Origin of the sequence: Pseudactinotalea terrae (assembly GCF_009733845.1) — a bacterium.
Taxonomy (GTDB): Bacteria; Actinomycetota; Actinomycetes; order Actinomycetales; family Beutenbergiaceae; genus Pseudactinotalea; species Pseudactinotalea terrae.
This window is the reverse complement of record NZ_WNXZ01000008.1, coordinates 1-15,892: the sequence shown is the minus strand read 5'-3', so window position 1 is coordinate 15,892 and position 15,892 is coordinate 1. Positions and strand designations below refer to the sequence as shown.

13 protein-coding genes are annotated in these 15,892 nt (G+C 70.4%); 6 read left to right on the top strand and 7 right to left on the bottom strand.

What is annotated here, in order from left to right:
- The first annotated feature begins 10 nt into the window (after positions 1 to 10).
- The 3 genes from GPA03_RS19905 to GPA03_RS19895 are packed head-to-tail and all read left to right on the top strand — an operon-like array spanning position 11 to position 1,283.
- A complete protein-coding gene (locus GPA03_RS19905; protein WP_156253816.1) occupies positions 11 to 358 on the top strand; it encodes an ArsR/SmtB family transcription factor in 348 nt (115 codons plus the stop codon).
- Positions 355 to 795 (top strand): SRPBCC family protein, encoded by a 441-nt coding sequence (locus GPA03_RS19900; RefSeq protein ID WP_156253815.1) that lies wholly within the window; start codon positions 355 to 357, stop codon positions 793 to 795. The genes GPA03_RS19905 and GPA03_RS19900 overlap by 4 nt, the downstream gene beginning before the upstream one ends.
- A complete protein-coding gene (locus GPA03_RS19895; RefSeq protein ID WP_156253814.1) occupies positions 792 to 1,283 on the top strand; it encodes a pyridoxamine 5'-phosphate oxidase family protein in 492 nt (163 codons plus the stop codon). The genes GPA03_RS19900 and GPA03_RS19895 overlap by 4 nt, the downstream gene beginning before the upstream one ends.
- Before the next feature lie 3 nt (positions 1,284 to 1,286).
- Here GPA03_RS19895 and GPA03_RS19890 read toward each other — a convergent pair whose 3' ends face one another.
- Complete coding sequence (locus tag GPA03_RS19890) at positions 1,287 to 2,321, bottom strand: LLM class flavin-dependent oxidoreductase (protein WP_156253952.1); 1,035 nt, start codon at positions 2,319 to 2,321, stop codon at positions 1,287 to 1,289.
- A gap of 200 nt (positions 2,322 to 2,521) precedes the next feature.
- Between GPA03_RS19890 and GPA03_RS19885 the strand changes: the two genes are divergently transcribed.
- Positions 2,522 to 7,351, top strand: coding sequence for an NAD-glutamate dehydrogenase (locus GPA03_RS19885; RefSeq protein ID WP_156253951.1), 4,830 nt, complete (start codon positions 2,522 to 2,524; stop codon positions 7,349 to 7,351).
- Between the two features lie 6 nt (positions 7,352 to 7,357).
- Here the strand turns inward: GPA03_RS19885 and GPA03_RS19880 are convergent, their stop codons facing one another.
- The gene (locus tag GPA03_RS19880; protein ID WP_156253813.1) at positions 7,358 to 8,263 is read right to left on the bottom strand and encodes a sulfite exporter TauE/SafE family protein; all 906 of its coding nucleotides are present in this window, start codon (positions 8,261 to 8,263) and stop codon (positions 7,358 to 7,360) included.
- A 119-nt stretch (positions 8,264 to 8,382) separates the two neighbouring features.
- Here GPA03_RS19880 and GPA03_RS19875 point away from each other — a divergent pair, with 119 nt between their 5' ends.
- Complete coding sequence (locus tag GPA03_RS19875) at positions 8,383 to 8,841, top strand: RrF2 family transcriptional regulator (RefSeq protein ID WP_156253812.1); 459 nt, start codon at positions 8,383 to 8,385, stop codon at positions 8,839 to 8,841.
- 134 nt (positions 8,842 to 8,975) lie between these two features.
- Positions 8,976 to 9,569, top strand: a complete 594-nt coding sequence (locus GPA03_RS19870) for a hypothetical protein (protein WP_156253811.1) — start codon at positions 8,976 to 8,978, stop codon at positions 9,567 to 9,569.
- 71 nt (positions 9,570 to 9,640) lie between these two features.
- Here GPA03_RS19870 and GPA03_RS19865 read toward each other — a convergent pair whose 3' ends face one another.
- The 5 genes from GPA03_RS19865 to GPA03_RS19845 form a co-directional block, all read right to left on the bottom strand.
- Positions 9,641 to 10,285, bottom strand: a complete 645-nt coding sequence (locus GPA03_RS19865) for a hypothetical protein (protein WP_156253810.1) — start codon at positions 10,283 to 10,285, stop codon at positions 9,641 to 9,643.
- Between the two features lie 11 nt (positions 10,286 to 10,296).
- Positions 10,297 to 11,112 (bottom strand): putative protein N(5)-glutamine methyltransferase, encoded by an 816-nt coding sequence (locus tag GPA03_RS19860; protein WP_156253809.1) that lies wholly within the window; start codon positions 11,110 to 11,112, stop codon positions 10,297 to 10,299.
- Between the two features lie 14 nt (positions 11,113 to 11,126).
- On the bottom strand, positions 11,127 to 12,602 hold the full coding sequence (locus tag GPA03_RS19855) for an Rv2578c family radical SAM protein (protein WP_194239544.1): 1,476 nt from the start codon (positions 12,600 to 12,602) through the stop codon (positions 11,127 to 11,129).
- A 57-nt stretch (positions 12,603 to 12,659) separates the two neighbouring features.
- Positions 12,660 to 13,526: a TrmH family RNA methyltransferase gene (locus tag GPA03_RS19850; RefSeq protein WP_156253808.1), complete on the bottom strand. Its 867-nt coding sequence runs from the start codon at positions 13,524 to 13,526 to the stop codon at positions 12,660 to 12,662.
- 62 nt (positions 13,527 to 13,588) lie between these two features.
- Positions 13,589 to 15,583: a beta-galactosidase gene (locus GPA03_RS19845; RefSeq protein ID WP_241681403.1), complete on the bottom strand. Its 1,995-nt coding sequence runs from the start codon at positions 15,581 to 15,583 to the stop codon at positions 13,589 to 13,591.
- Positions 15,584 to 15,892 lie beyond the last annotated feature (309 nt).

The following is a 15,892-nucleotide window of genomic DNA, read 5'->3' as shown; positions in this document are numbered from 1 at the left end:
AGGAGTGCGCATGGTGGTCGCGGCGGATGGCCTGAGCCGGATCTTCGCCGCCCTCGCTGATCCGACGCGGCGCGACATCCTCACCCGCCTGGAGGCCGGCCCGCTGTCGGTCACCGAGCTCGCCGAGCCGTATCGGATGAGCCGGCCGGCTGTCTCGCAGCACGTCACCGTGCTCGAGGAGGCCGGACTCATCACGCGCTCCGCCTCGGCACAGCTGCGCCCCTGCCACCTCCGGCCGGAGGGCATGAGCGAGGCGTCGGAGTGGATCGCGATGCACAGCGCGGCCTGGGAGCAACGATTCGACCGGCTCGATGAGCACCTGCGCCGCACGGCGCCCGGAGAGGAGAAGGAAGCATGACCGACAAGGAGTTCACGATCGTCCGTGAGTTCGACGCGACCCCGGACCGGGTCTGGTCCGCGTGGGTCGACCCCGATCAGATGGTCCACTGGCTGCCCGACGGCGTGAGCACGCCGCGTGAGAGCGTCCACGTCGACCTGCGCGTGGGCGGCACGTACGGCTACACGATGATCAACGTCGAGACCGGCGCGAGGTTCCCGACCGGTGGCGAGTACGTCGAGATCGACGAGCCCCGCCGTCTGGTCATGAGCTGGGGCCACCCGACCGACAGCGTCGAGGAGTCGCCGCGGATCACGCTCGAGCTCGAACCGCTCGACGGCGATCGGACCCGGCTGTCCTTCACCCTCCGGGGTATCGACGGCGCACCTGGAGACGGCAACGTCTACGACGGCTGGGACGAGGCCCTTGCCAGCCTCGCCCGCTGGGTGAGCTCATGAAGCGCGAGGCGGTGCTGTCGCTGCTCAACGACGACCCGTTCGCGCAGCGGTTGCTCAACACGGCGATCCCGGCGCGGCTCGCCTACACCGCCACCGACGGGACGCCGCGAGCGATCCCGATCGGGTACCACTTCAACGGTGCCGACTTCGTGATGGCGACCGCGGAGGGCGCTCCGAAGATCGCGGCGTTGCAGCAGAACCCGGCGGTGGCGCTCACGATCGACACCACCACCTTCCCGCCGCTCGTGCTGCTGGTACGCGGCACCGCGCGCCTCGAGATGGTCGACGGCGTGCCGGAGGAGTACCTGCTCGCGAGCCGCCCGTACGTGGGCGAGGAGGCCTACCCCGCGTTCGAGGAGGAGGTGACGGGGTTCTACGACCGGATGGCGAAGATCACCATCACACCCACCTGGGCGCGCGTGCTCGACTTCGAGACCCGGATCCCCGAGACCATCCAGCGGATCATGGACGAGAAGAGCGGGGTGTAGGACTCAGGCCAGCGCGCCGCGCACCGCCGGTGCCACCTCGTTGCCGTACAGCTCGATGCACCTGACGATCAGGGGGTGCGGCAGGGTTCCGGCGGAGTACTTGAGGTCGAAACGGGACAGGCCCAGCGCCGTCGCCGCCCGCACGATCTTGGCGGTCACGGTCTCGGGCGAACCGACGAACATCGCACCCTCGGGGCCGGCCTCGGCCTCGAAGCGGGCGCGTGTCATCGGTGGCCAGCCGCGCTGGCGGCCGATCCGGTCGGCCATCGCGGCGTAGTGGGGGTAGTACTCGTCGCGGGCCTGCTCGTCCGTGGCGGCGACGTAACCCGGGGCGTGCACCCCGACCGGGAGCATCGCGTGCCCATGCTCTGCGAGCGCATCCTCGAAGAGCTCGACGAACGGCTTGAACCGCACCGGGTCCCCGCCGATGATCGCGAGCATGAGCGGCAGCCCGTAGCTGGCCGCGCGCACCACCGACTCGGGGCTGCCGCCCACGCCGATCCAGGTCCGCAGCGAACCGCTCGCGGTCTGCGGGTGCACGGTGACGCCCTCGAGCGGTGGGCGCGTGGTGCCCGCCCAGGTGACCGGCCCTTCGCGCAGCAGCGCCGCGAAGAGGTCGAGCTTGTCGGCGAACAGGGTCTCGTAGTCGGCGAGGTCGAACCCGAACAGGGGAAACGACTCGGTGAAGGAACCACGGCCCAGGGTGACCTCGGCGCGACCGTTCGAGACGGCGTCGAGCGTGGCGAAGCGCTGGAACACCCGGATCGGGTCGTCCGAGGAGAGCACCGTGACCGAGGAGCCGAGCCGGATCCGCTCGGTGCGAGCAGCGACCGCGGTGAGGACGACGTCGGGAGCGGACACGGAGAAGTCGTCCCGATGATGCTCACCGACGCCGAAGAAGTCGAGCCCGACCTGCTCGGCGAGCACGCCCTCCTCGACGACGTCCCGGATCACCTGATGGTGCGGGACCGCCCGGCCCTCGCCGTCGACGGTGACATCTCCGAACGTGTCCACACCCAGCTCGATCACACGGACCAGAGTAGGCACTGGCGCCCGCCACCGCGCCACCGGGCGCTCTGGCCGCGCGGTGATCACCAGGCGAGCACGCTCGTACCGAGGCGCAGACAACCACCACCCACCGACCACGTCACGCTCCTAGACTCGGGGCCCAGGTACGCCGTCGTCCGAGGGAGCAGACTGTGTCCACCGCCGGAACCGCCCAGGATGTCGGTGACACGATGCGCGAGCGTGTGTTCGCCGCGACTGCCGAGCTCGCCACGGCTGCCGACGACGAGACGCTGCAGCCGCTCGTCGAGCGCGTCCTCGAGCATGTCGCGACCGAGGACCTGATCGAGCGCGAGCCGCGCGACCTCGTGGGAGCTGTCGCGGCGCTGCGCGACCTCGCAGCCACGCGCGCGCCGGGCCAGACGCTCGTGCGCGTGCTCTCCCCCTCGCTGCGGGAGAACGGCTGGACGTCGAGACGGACCGTGGTGCAGATCTGCACCGACGACTCGCCGTTCCTCGTGGACTCGGTGACCGCTGGCGTCGCGCAGGACGGGCTCGCCGTCCACCTGATCGTGCACCCGTTGCTCGTGGTCCACCGCTCCGCGGACGGCGTCCTGGAGCAGGTCAGCGACGAGCGCCCGCCCACGGCGAGCGGCGTGACCGAGTCGTGGATGCATCTCGAGGTCGACAGGCTGTCCTCAGCCGCAGCCGAGAGCGCCCTGGCCACGCACCTCGGTGAGGTGCTCGACGACGTCCGTGCCGCCGTGGAGGACTGGCTGCCGATTAAGGCCGCGTGCGAGCAGATCGTGCGTGATCTCGACGCGGGGGTCCCGACGACGGTCGACGCCGCCGCGGTGCAGCCCACCCAGGAGTTCCTGGAGTGGCTCGCCGACGACCACTTCACGTTCGTGGGGTACCGCGAGTACCTGCTCGACGAGGTCGACGTCGAGGGGCGGGCCGAGCTCGCGCTCCGGCCGGTCGAGGGCTCCGGTCTCGGCATCCTGCGCGTGCCCGACGGGGCGTACACGCGGCTGCGCCCGGAGGCGCAGCGCACCGCACGTGAGCCGCGTCTGCTCACGATCACCAAGGCGAACTCCCGCAGCACTGTGCACCGCCCGGTGTACCTCGACTACATCGGCATCCGCACGTTCGACGCCGACGGCGCGGTCACCGGCGAGAAGCGGTTCCTCGGGCTGTTCACCTCGACGGCGTACGCGGAGTCGGTCTTCCGGCTCCCCATCGCCTCCGCCAAGGCCGCGGAGGTCCTCAGGCGCTCCGGGTTCGCCGCGAGCAGCCACTCGGGCAAGGACCTCTCGCAGATCCTCGAGGCCTACCCGCGCGACGAGCTGTTCGCCGTCGACATCGACAGGCTCACCGAGACCGTGCAGGAGGTCGCCTACCTCGCTGAGCGGCGCCGCCCGAAGCTGTTCGTGCGCAAGGACGAGTACGGCCGGTTCGCCTCGGCGCTGGTCTTCGTGCCGCGCGACCGGTACACGACCGCGGTGCGGCTCCGGATCGAGGCGATGCTCCGCGAGGCGTTCCACGCCGAGCATGTCGACTACACCACCCGGCTCTCGGACTCCCCGCTCGCGCAGCTGCACTTCGTGGTGCGCTCCGGTGCGGGGAAGTCGGTCCCGGACGTGGACGTCGCGGTGCTCCAGGACCGGGTGCTGGCAGCGATCCGCACCTGGGACGAAGAGCTGGCGGATGCCCTGCACGCGGGCGCGGAGGAGGAGGCCGAGGACCACGCCAACGAGCTGCTCGCCACGTACGGCTTCCCGGAGGCGTACAAGGAGGACATCGCGCCGGCCGACGCCGTGGGCGACCTCGCGCGCCTGGGCGAGCTGGCGACATCGGGCGGGTCGGTCCATCTGGCGCCGGGCGAGGGCCCGGACCGGCGGCGGTTCAAGGTGTTCTCGAGCAAGCCGCTGTCGCTGACCAAGGTGCTGCCGGTGCTCACCGACCTCGGCGTCGAGGTGGTCGACGAGCGGCCCTACTCGATCACGACCCCCACCGGCTTGCTTGGCGACGATCCTGACCAGGGTGACCTGCACATCTACGACTTCGGGCTGCGCGCCAGCCCCGAGATCTGGGACGTCGACGGCGCGGCCTTCGAGGAGGCATTCACTGCCATCTGGGGCGGGGCGGCCGAGTCGGACGCGCTCAACTCGCTCGTGCTGACGGCCGAGCTGAGCTGGCGCCAGATCGTGGTGCTGCGGGCGATCGGCCGGTATCTGCGCCAGATCGGCTCGGCGTTCTCGATGGAGTACATCGAGGAGGCGTTGGTGGCCAACCCCCGGCTGGCGGCGGGCGTGGTGCGGCTCTTCGAGACGCGCTTCGACCCCGACCGGCCCGGGAGCCAGACCGAGCGCGAGGAGGATGCCGCCGCGCAGGTCGAGAAGCTGCTGCACGCGCTCGACGACGTCGCGAGCCTCGACGCCGATCGGATACTCAGATCATTCATCGGGATCGTGCGCGCGACCCTGCGGACCAACTTCTTCCAGACCGCCGAAGAAGAACAGGGCTCGCACAAGCCGTACGTGTCGATGAAGCTCGACTGCCGACGGGTGCCGAACCTGCCGCAGCCGCACCCGATGGCGGAGATCTGGGTCTACGCGCCCTCGGTGGAGGGCGTGCACCTGCGGTTCGGGAGGGTAGCGCGCGGCGGGCTGCGCTGGAGCGACCGACGCGAGGACTTCCGTACCGAGGTGCTGGGGCTCGTGAAGGCGCAGATGGTGAAGAACGCCGTCATCGTCCCCACCGGGTCGAAGGGCGGCTTCGTGGGCAAGCAGCTGCCCGACCCGACCGTCGACCGGGGCGCGTGGGTCGAGGCCGGCAAGGAGGCCTACCGCACCTTCATCCGCGGGCTGCTCGACCTGACCGACAACCGGGTGGGCGGCGAGGTGGTGCCGCCCGAGCGGGTGGTCCGGCACGACGTCGACGACCCCTACCTGGTGGTCGCCGCCGACAAGGGAACCGCCAGCTTCTCCGACATCGCCAACGGGATCTCCCGCGAGTACGGCTTCTGGCTGGACGACGCGTTCGCCTCCGGCGGCTCGGCCGGCTACGACCACAAGGGCATGGGCATCACGGCGCGGGGTGCGTGGGAGTCGGTGAAACGACACTTCCGCGAGCTGGGCGTGAACACGCAGGAGGAGGATTTCACCGTCGTCGGCATCGGCGACATGAGCGGCGACGTGTTCGGCAACGGCATGCTGCTGAGCGAGCACATCCGCCTGGTGGCTGCCTTCGACCACCGGCATGTGTTCGTGGACCCGAACCCCGACGCCGCTACCGGGTTCGCCGAGCGCAAGCGGCTCTTCGAGCTGCCCGGCTCGAGCTGGGCCGACTACGACACCTCGCTGATCAGCGAGGGCGGCGGCGTGCACCCCCGCTCGGCGAAGTCGGTGGCGATCACGCCGCAGGTGGCCGAGGCGCTCGGGATCGAGGCCGACGTGCAGGAGCTCACGCCGGCCGAGCTGATCCGCCGGGTGCTGCTCGCGCCGGTCGACCTGCTCTGGAACGGCGGCATCGGCACCTATGTGAAGGCGTCCACCGAAACCGATGCCGACGTCGGCGACCGTGCGAACGATGCGATCCGCGTCAACGGTGGTGACCTGCGCGTGCGGGTGGTCGGTGAGGGCGGCAACCTCGGCGCCACGCAGCGCGGCCGCATCGAGGCCGCGCTGGCCGGGGTGCAGATCAACACCGACGCGATCGACAACTCCGCGGGTGTGGGGACCTCCGACAAAGAGGTCAACATCAAGATCCTGCTGGCGGATCCGGTCCGTTCGGGCGAGCTGACGCTCGACGAGCGCAACGAGCTGCTGGCCTCGATGACCGACGAGGTCGCCACCCAGGTGCTGCGGGACAACTACGAGCAGAACGTGCTGCTGGGCAACAGCCGTGCCAACAGCGCCGTGATGCTGCCCGTGCACAGCCGGCTCATCAGCTGGCTCGAGGAACGAGGCGATCTCGACCGTGAGCTGGAGCACCTGCCTGGCGACGCCGAGATCGCCCGGCGCATCGAGGCGGGTGAGGGGCTGACGCGGCCCGAGTTCGCCGTCGTGCTGGCCTATGCGAAGCTCGCCCTCAAGGCGGACCTGGCGGCCACCGAGCTGGCCGACGAGCCCTGGTTCGCCCGCACGCTCGCGGCGTACTTCCCCGAGGCGGTCCGGGAGAGGTTCCCCGAGGCGCTCGCCGCGCACCCGCTGCGCACCGAGATCATCGTCAACTCGGTGGTGAACTCGATGGTGAACCGCGGGGGCATCACGTTCGCGTTCCGCGCCGCCGACGAGACAGGCGGCTCGGTCGAGCAGATCGCGCGCGCGTACGTGACCTCACGTGAGATCTACGGGCTGCGCAGCTTCGTGAGCGGTGTCGAGGAGACCGACAACGTGGCACCCACGCTGGTGCAGACCGATCTGTACCTGACGTTCCGCAGGCTGCTGGACCGGGCCTCGCGCTGGTTCGTGCTGAACCGGCCCGACATGGTGGACGTGGCCGCCGAGGTCGAGCGGTTCGCCGGCCACGTGCAGACCTGGACCTATCGGATGGGCGAGCTGCTGCAGGGCGACGACGCCGCGCGTCACCGCGCGAGGGTCGCCGAGCTGCAGGAGGCGGGCTTCCCTGCGGAGTTCGCCGAGCGCGGGGCGGCGCTGCTCGCGTCGCTGTCGTTGCTCGACATCGTGGCGACGGCAGGCGACGACCCGGCCAGGGTGGAGGAGGTTGCGAAGGTCTACTACGCGCTCTCGCCGGAGATCGGCTTCAACTTCCTCATGCAGCAGGTCAACGACCTGCCGCAGGACGACCGCTGGGACTCGATGGCGCGAGCCTCGATGCGTGACGACCTGTCGTCGGTGCTGATCGCGCTCACCCGTTCGGTGCTCGCCGCCACCTCCTCGGAGGCTTCGGCGAAGGAGCGGATCGCCAGCTGGGCGAAGGCGGGCGGCACCTCGACCACCCGGGCCCTCGACGCGCTCGCGAGCGTGCACGCCGTCGAGGACCCCGGGCTGGCGACGCTGTCGGTGGCCGTCAGGACGCTGCGGACGCTGGCAGGCTGAGGTCGGTCACGCCGGGGTCGCCTCGAACTGCGGCTCGGCGGCTTCCTCGGCGGCCTTCTCGGCCTTGAGCTGCTTGTTCTTGCCGAGCGCGACGACGATCAACGCCGCCCAGATCACCGCGAGCACCGCGTACATCCACACCTGCTCGACGTCGAAGGCTCGGATGATCGTGCGGGTGTTCGTCACGAGGATCACCCCACCGACCAGCGCACCCAGCAGCGGGAGCGAGACCCTGCGGACCAGGTAGGCCGCGAACGGTGCGGCGACGACGCCGCCGGCGAGCAGCGCGATGACGATCGACGGCTCGAGGCCCTGCGTGCCGAGCGCCGTGATGAAGCCGATGCTGGCGGCGACCGTGACAGCGAGCTCGGCGGCCGAGACCGAGCCGATCACGCGGCGCGGGTCGAGCTTGCCGGTCGCGAGCAACGTCGGCGTCGCGACGGGCCCCCAGCCGCCACCACCGGTGGCATCGACGAAGCCGGCGACGAGACCGAGCGGTGCCAGCAGCACGGTGCGGGGCCGCGTCCCCGGCTGCACCTTCGGCGGCCTGCGGAAGGTGAAGCGGAAGATGATGTAGACGCCGAGGGCCAGCAGGACCAGTGCCATCCACGGGGTGGCCGACTCCGTCGAGAGGTTCGTCAGCACTGTCGCACCGAGGAAGGCACCGACGGCGCCCGGCAGCCCGATGCGTGCCACCACGCGCCAGTCGACGTTGCCGAAGCGCCAGTGCGAGAAACCCGACACCGCGGTGGTGCCGATCTCCGCGAGGTGGACCGAGGCCGAGGCAGCCGCCGGTGCGATGCCGGCCGCGAGCAGCAGCGTGCTCGAGGTGACGCCGTACGCCATTCCCAGCGAGCCGTCGACCAGCTGGGCCGCCAGACCCACCAGGGCGAAGATGATGACGCGTTCCATGTGCCTGCTCCTGCTCGACTGCCTGGACACGACGAGACTAAGCAGACCTGATTACTCTACTTCGGGCTGCGGTCGAGCGCTCAGATGGTGAGATGCGCTCGGTGCGGCAGAATCGGGGCGTGCGGATCACGGCGAAGGTCGACTATGCGGTGCGGGCCATGGTGGCGCTGGCATCGCGGCGCTCGGACGTGCCCACCGCCGCCGATGCGATCGCGACCGACCAGGAGATCCCGCTCGCGTTCCTCATCAAGATCCTCGCCGATCTGCGCACCGCCGGTCTGGTGAGCAGCAGGCGGGGTGCCGCCGGCGGCCACCTCCTGGCGCGGGACCCCGCCTCGGTCTCGATCGCCGACGTCATCCGTGCGGTCGAGGGGCCGCTCGCCGATGTCCGGGGGACACCGCCGGAGGACATCAGCTATCCGGGCGCCTCGGCACCGCTGCGCGACGTGTGGCTCGCCACGCGTGTCGCCCTTCGTGAAGTTCTCGAGGAGACCACGATCGCTGACGTGGTGACCGGCGCGCTGCCCGCGCACGTCACGTCGGCGCTGGCTCGCCCGGGCGCCGATCGGCGTCGCTGACCGCTCCTTTTGCACTCGAACCTGCACGCAACCTTCACGAGTGATGCACCGGGTGGGGCTTCGACATGCAGGCCGCCATGCACTTCTGCCCTTCATGCGGCAAGATGGGTCAACTAACCCGAAGGGAGCCACACATGGCGAAGTCCAAGAAGGCTGACAAGAAGGCCGGCAGCAAGGACCTGAAGGCCACCGTCAAGAAGCTCGAGCGCAAGCTGAAGAAGACGGAGTCGCAGGCCAAGAAGGACGTCAAGAAGGCCACCGCGAAGAAGGACAAGTGGAAGTCGCGTGCCAAGGACGTGCAGACCGGCAGCCAGGCTTCCGCCGTCGGCGCCGGCGGTGACGCAGCGCGTCCATCGGCTGCCGCACCCGCGACGCAGGCTGCACCGGTCGGCGCCGGCGGCTCCGCCGCTGGTTCGTCGCGCACCAAGCGCGCCACGAAGGCTGCACCGGTCGGTGCGAGTGGTTCCGCAGCACGTTCGCGGGGCGCCAAGTCCGCGAAGGCTTCCGCCGTCGGGGCCGGCGGCTCCGCAGCGAAGCCTGCAGCCAAGCCGGCCACCCGCCGCACGAGCGCTCCGCGCGCCGCCCGCGGCGCGAGCGCAGCCACCGCGGCGGGCGCTCCGAGCGCGAGCTGGACCGTCGCGCAGCTGCGCGACGAGGCCAAGAAGCGCAAGGTTCCCGGCTACTACAGCAAGAGCAAGGCAACGCTGCTGGCCGACCTCAAGGTCTGACCATCAGCTGACGAACGCACGAAGCCCCCGGCGCGATGCCGGGGGCTTCGTGCGTTCCAGATCCTGATCGATCAGGCTCGCGTGAGCGTCTGGCTGAACTCCACACCGGCCAGCTCGGTGGTCAGCGTGAGCTCGGCGTCGGTGCAGGTGTAGGTGACCGACTGGCCGCCCATCTGGTCGGCGGTCTCGGCGAAGTCCGCCTCCTGCGTGGTGTCGCCGATCTGCACGGAGACCGTGCCTTCAGCCGACACGACGTCGGTGTAGGTGATGGCCTGGTCGTCAGCGGTGTAGTTGATCACGGCGGTGCCATCGGTCGTGGAGGCGCTCTCCACCGTGGTGCCCTCGACCTCGACGGAGGTCGTGCTCGAGCTGTTGACCTCGGTGGTCGCGGTCGTGCCGTCGAAGGTCATCGTCGAGGTGCCCTCGACGCTCACCTCCCCCTCGCCGCCGAGCTGCGCGAGCACCTGCTCCTCCATGGCCTCCGGGGTCATCTCCCAGGTGCCGATGAGGCACTCGGGCCCGGCCGCCGCCGCGTCGCCACCCTCGTCCTCGTTGCCGCTGCCGGCGTCGGTCTGCTCGGAGGTCGTCTGCTCGCCGCCCTCGTTGCCGCTGTCGGTGGTCTCGTCGGCACCGGAGTCGCCGGAGCACGAGGCCAGGGTCAGGCCGAGCGCGGTCGCAGCAGCCAGGTACAGGAATCGGTTCTTGGTGATAGTCACGGTCGCCGACGCTAGTTCAGGCCACGGCCTGTCCCGTCACCCAGACGGGGGGATATCTCCCCATCGGACGTTCCGACGACGGCGGTCCCATCGATCTGCTCGTCACGTCTGACGCTCGTGGTGAAGCCGTTCTCCGCGAGCGCACGCTGGGTCAGCTCGACCTGTCGGCGGCTCGTCTCGATCACCACGACACCAGCCGGTGCGAGCCAGATCACACCCTCGGAGGCGATGCGACGATGCAGCTCGACGCCGTCGGCACCGCCGTCGAGCGAGAGCCGCGGCTCGTGCTCGCGAGCCTCGATCGGCATCATGACGATCTCGTCCGTGGGCACGTACGGCGCATTGGCCACGATCAGGTCGATGCATCCCTGCAGCGCCGGCGGCAGGCCGGCGAACAGGTCGCCCTCGACCACCCGCTCGCTCGGCAGGTTGCGCCTGGCCATCTCGACGGCGGCGGGGTCGAGGTCGGACGCCCACACCTGGGCATCGGGTCGCGCACGGGCGATCGCCGCACCGATCGCTCCGGCGCCGCAGCAGAGCTCGAGGACCACAGGCCCCACCACGCCGGTCAGCAGCTCGAGCGCCGCGTCGACGAGCACGCGCGAACGCTGCCGGGGTACGAACACGCCGGGCCCGACGGCGTACCGCTCACCGCGGAGCTCGATCCAGCCGAGCACGTGCTCGAGCGGCTCCCCCGCGACCCGGCGCTCCAGCAGCGCAGTGAGCTCCGCCGTCGAGGTGGCGGCCTCACGCAGGAGCGCGGCCTCGTCCTCGGCGAAGACGCATCCGGCGGCACGGAGTCGCTGGACGACCTCGTCGCTGGTCACGAGGAGCGAGTCTGTCAGAACAGCGTCACGGGTGTCGGATCCACCGGGGCGGGCGGGGGCGGCGTGTGCCTACGACGGCGCTCCTGGTGCACCTCGAGCCGATGCCTTCGCCGCACCGTGCTGACGCGTTCGCGCAGCCAGCTCTGGTAGTCGCGCGTGGCGTTCGGGCCACCGGCGTACAGCTCCTCGTAGCGGCCGACCAGCTGCGGGTGCTCGCGCTGCAGCCACGCGAGGTACCACTCGCGAGCGCCCGTGCGCAGATGGAGTGCTGTGGTGTGGACCGCCGTCGCCCCCGCTTCGGCCAGCGCAGCGAACGCTCGGTCCAGGTGTTCCTCGGAGTCCGTCAGCCACGGCAGCACCGGCATCATCAGCACGGTGCAGGACAGCCCGGCGTCACGGATCGCGCGCACCGTCGCCAGCCGTGCCGCCGTGGTGGGTGTGCCGGGCTCGACGGAGGCCTGCAGCTCGTCGTCGAAGACCGCGATCGACATCGCGAGATCGACCGGCACGTGCTCGGCGGCCTCGGCCAGCAACGGGATGTCGCGCCGCAGCAGGGATCCCTTGGTGAGGATCGAGATGCCGACGCCGTGCTTCATCAGCGTGCGGATGATGCCCGGCATCAACCGGTACCGCCCCTCGGCTCGCTGGTACGGATCGGTGTTGGTGCCGAGCATGACCCGCTCGGGACGTTCCCGCTTGCGGCTCAGCTCGGCATCGAGCGCGTCGGCGACGTTGACCTTGACCACCACGCGGCTGTCGAAGTCCGCACCCGCATCGAGGTCGAGATAGGTGTGGGTGTTGCGAGCGAAGCAGTTGTGGCTGATGACACCGTTGGCGATGAAGTCGCCTGTTCCCGTCGTGATGTCGACCATGTCGAGCTCGGTGCTCAGATCAGTGATCTCCGTGACCCTCAGGTCGCTGAAGGACGTCACAGCCACACCCTCGACCACCGGTTTGCCCATCAGCCGGTCGTTGGTCGTCAGGTAGGGCCGCTGGTCCGGTCCGTTCATCGAGCCGATGACGTGCTTCCACCCTCGTGCGGTGAGGAAGCGGTGGTCAGCACTCGCCACGATCTCCGTGCCGTCAGCGAGGGTCACGCGAAAGGCGCGCTTCCGTGTCGACCAGGTCGCTCTGACCTCGGTGCGGACGTAGCGTCGATCTCGGCCCGTGAGCTCGGTCCCGATGATCTCGTCCCCGACGACGAGCTCCCCGATCGGGCGGTGCCGGCCATCCGCCATCAGGACCGGCGTGTCTGGGCTCAGGCAGTAGACGCAGGCGTGCTGGCAGCCCCGGTACGGGTTGACGGTCGACGCCCCACCCATGAAGCCGTTGCCTGGCACCTTGTTGAGGGCGCTGCGCGAGGTGACCTCGAGGAACTCCATGCCGCGGAACTCGGGGGTGTCGAAACGCCGGACGAGGCCACGGCTCCCTTCGAGACCGGGCAGCGCATCGCCGTCGGCCGCGTCCAGTCGTTGTCCGTCCCATCGCACCCACTCAGTAGAACATGTGTGCGAGTCGAGCGCCAGCGACCGACATGCCGCGCGATCTCAGCCTGGCGGGCTCCCGGCGGCAGCCCGCTGCCGCACCGCCTCGTAGAGGACCACGGCCGTGGCGTTGGCGGCGTTGAGCGAGGATGCGTGCCCGGCCATCGGGATGCGGGCGAGGACGTCGCAGGCATCCCGCCAGGCGGCTGACATGCCGGAGTGCTCGTTGCCGGTGACGACGATCGTGGGCCGGACCAGGTCGACGTCCCAGACATCGTGCGTGCCCGTCTCGTCGGTGCCCACGACCTGCAGGTCGACACCACGGGCACGGACGTCATCGACCCACGACAGGATCGGCTTCACGGTCGGCAGCCGCACGGTCGGCGTCATGATCGTCGAGCCCGTGGAAGCGCGGAGCGCCTTCGGATCGTAGGGGTCGGCGGCATGACCGGTGACCAGCACCCCGTGACCGCCGAGCGCATCGAGCGTGCGGATGATCGAGCCGATGTTGCCGGGGGACGCGGGGCGGTCGAGGGCCACGAGGAGCGCATCCTGCGGGGTCGAGATCCGGGCGAGGTCGTCGTCGGGGATGGCCACGACGAGCAGCACCTCGGGGGCGTCCTCGTCCTTCTCGCCCAGCTCGAGCATGAGCTCCTCGGCCACGAGGTACTGCACGACACCCGTGCCCGCGAGCTGGGCCACGGTGTCCGCTGCCCACTGCGAGCGAGTCTTCCGCTGGGTGACCAGGACCGCCCGCACCTCGAGCTCCGACTGCAGGGTGAGGCCGATGGGTCGGACACCCTGCACGATCATCTCGCCGGCGCGGTTGCGCTTGGTGCGGTTGCCGATCAGGGTCTGCCAGTGCTGGAAGGTGGCATTCCTGGTCGTCACCACCTGCACGCGCTCGGCACGGCGGTTCTGACTGGCCATCTGAGTTCCTGCGTTCTCGTCTCGGGCGCGGCTGGTCCTGCGCTGCCCCGAACGTACTCGGGTCAGGCCTCCTGGATGACGGCGCAGGCTCCGGCCTCGACCTTGTACCCCGGCTCCGTTGCCGCACCCGTGAGCAGCTCGGTGCCGGTCAGGTCGATCGGGACGGCCTCCTCGGTGTGATTGATGACCACCACAAAGCTGCCCTGCTCCCCGACCCGGCGCACGGCCTCCACGCCTGCCGGGGCGTCGAGCGTGGGCTGCACACCCGACTCGGCGATCAGGGCGTCCACCAGCGCCGCGGTCCCCGCCTCGTCCTGCCGGGTCGCGACGTACCAGGCGGCACCGGAGCCGACCTGGCGCCGGGTCACGGCGGGCCGGCCGGCCATCGGGCCGTCGGTGAAGGTCCGCACCGGCTCGGCACCGGCAAGCTCCACCCGCTCGCTCCACAGGTCCGCGGAGGTGCCGTCGTCGAGCGTGGTGATCTCGCCGTCGAGAAGCGGGAAGAACTCGTCCACACGCACACCGAGCAGGTCCCGGAACGCACCCGGGTAGCCGCCGAGGCGGATGTGGTCGTCGGGGTCGACGATCCCCGAGAAGTAGGTGATCGCGACCGTGGCGCCGCGCTCGGCGGCGGCGGCGATGTTGGCGGCGCCCTCGTCGGAGACCAGGTACAGGGTTGGGGCGATCACGAGGTCGTAGCCGCGCAGGTCGTCGGTGGAGCCCACTACGTCGGTCGTGATGCCACGGCGCCAGAGCGCGGCATGGAGCGCCCGCATCCGGTCCATGTACTCGACGTCGGCGCTGGGGTGCGCATCGAGCTCGACGGCCCACCAGGCCTCGTAGTCCCAGATCAGCGCGGTGCGCGACTGCACCTCGGACCCGGTGAGCGGGGCCAGCGCGGTCACGGCCGCGCCGAGATCGACGGCGTCGCGGAACATCTGGCTGTCGCGGCCCGCGTGCGGCACGAGCGCCGAGTGGAACTTCTCCGCGCCGGCCTGGGAGGCACGCCACTGGAAGAACATCACGGCGTCCGAGCCACGCGCCACGTGCGCCAGCGAGTTCCGCATCATCTCGCCCGGACCCTTCGCCCGGTTCCGCGGCTGCCAGTTGACCGCGCCGGAGGAGTGCTCCATCAGCAGCCACGGGCGTCCGCCGGCCACGCCACGGGTGAGGTCGGCGGACAGCGCGAGCTCGATCTCGCGGTCGGCGTCGGCGGCGATCGAGTAGTGGTCGTTCGCGACGATGTCGACCTCGGCGGCCCAACGCCGGTAGTCCATCCACTTCGTGGCGCTGGTGCACATGAAGTTCGTGGTGATCGGCACGCCGGGCGAGATCGGGCGGATCGCGTCACGGAGCTCGACGTAGTAGGACAGCAGCTCGTCCGAGGAGTACCGCGCGAAGTCGAGCTGCTGGGTCGGGTTGGAGTGGCTGGGTGCGGCCCGCGGCGGCAGCACGTCCGCGAAGTCGCCGTAGCGCTGCGACCAGAACGCGGTGCCCCAGGCGGCGTTGAGGGTGTCGATGTCGCCGTAGCGCCGTTGCAGCCAGGACCGGAACGCCTCGGCGGCGCTGTCGGAGTAGTCGTGCGGCACGTGGCAGCCGATCTCGTTGTCCACGTGCCACAACGCGAGCGCCGGGTGGTCGCGGTAGCGCTCCGCCACGGCCACGGCCATCCGGACGGCGTAGTCCCGCCAGGTCCGCGAGCTTACCGAGTACGCCTGCCGGGCACCCGGCGAGAGCACGCTGCCATCGGCCGTGCGGGGCAGGATCTCGGGGTGCTTGCGGGTCAGCCACGGCGGCGGGGAGGCGGTGGCCGTCGCGAGCGAGACGCGCACACCCGCCCCGTGCAGGCGATCCATGGTGGTGTCGAGCCACGACCAGTCGTAGCTGCCCTCGCGCGGCTCGATGCTGGCCCAGCCGAAGATGGCGAGGCTCACCACGCTGACGCGCGCCTCACGCATCAGGTCGATGTCGGCGAGGCGGACGTCGTCGTCCCACTGCTCGGGGTTGTAGTCGCCCCCGAAGCCCACTCCGTGCAACCCATGAATCGATTCGATCACGGGGACAGGTTACAGATCCGCACCCGCTCCCGCGACCGCCGCCCACGGAGCCAGCCGCCGGGGGCCCACCCTCGCCCCGGGCCCCACCCGACCTCCGCCGGGGGGCCGCCCGCGCTCCCACCCCGCCGAGTTCGTTGCCCACCGGCGAGTTCGTGGGGAGCACCCGCCGAACTCGACGGTCTCGGAACCTGTCAACCTGTCTGGAGTCGGTCGTCGGTGGTGGGGTGGTTGATGGCGACTTGTGCCATCGGGGTGTGGATGACGGGTCGGGCTCGGAATCGTTCGGGGTGGGCCTGGTAGAGGTGTCCC

Excerpts from the sequence above, each read along its gene's own strand:
- GPA03_RS19905 (WP_156253816.1), top strand. The coding sequence starts at position 11 with ATGGTGGTCGCGGCGGATGGCCTGAGCCGGATCTTCGCCGCCCTCGCT.
- GPA03_RS19900 (WP_156253815.1), top strand. The coding sequence starts at position 355 with ATGACCGACAAGGAGTTCACGATCGTCCGTGAGTTCGACGCGACCCCG.
- GPA03_RS19895 (WP_156253814.1), top strand. The coding sequence starts at position 792 with ATGAAGCGCGAGGCGGTGCTGTCGCTGCTCAACGACGACCCGTTCGCG.
- GPA03_RS19885 (WP_156253951.1), top strand. The coding sequence starts at position 2,522 with ATGCGCGAGCGTGTGTTCGCCGCGACTGCCGAGCTCGCCACGGCTGCC.
- GPA03_RS19880 (WP_156253813.1), bottom strand. The coding sequence starts at position 8,263 with ATGGAACGCGTCATCATCTTCGCCCTGGTGGGTCTGGCGGCCCAGCTG.
- GPA03_RS19870 (WP_156253811.1), top strand. The coding sequence starts at position 8,976 with ATGGCGAAGTCCAAGAAGGCTGACAAGAAGGCCGGCAGCAAGGACCTG.
- GPA03_RS19850 (WP_156253808.1), bottom strand. The coding sequence starts at position 13,526 with ATGGCCAGTCAGAACCGCCGTGCCGAGCGCGTGCAGGTGGTGACGACC.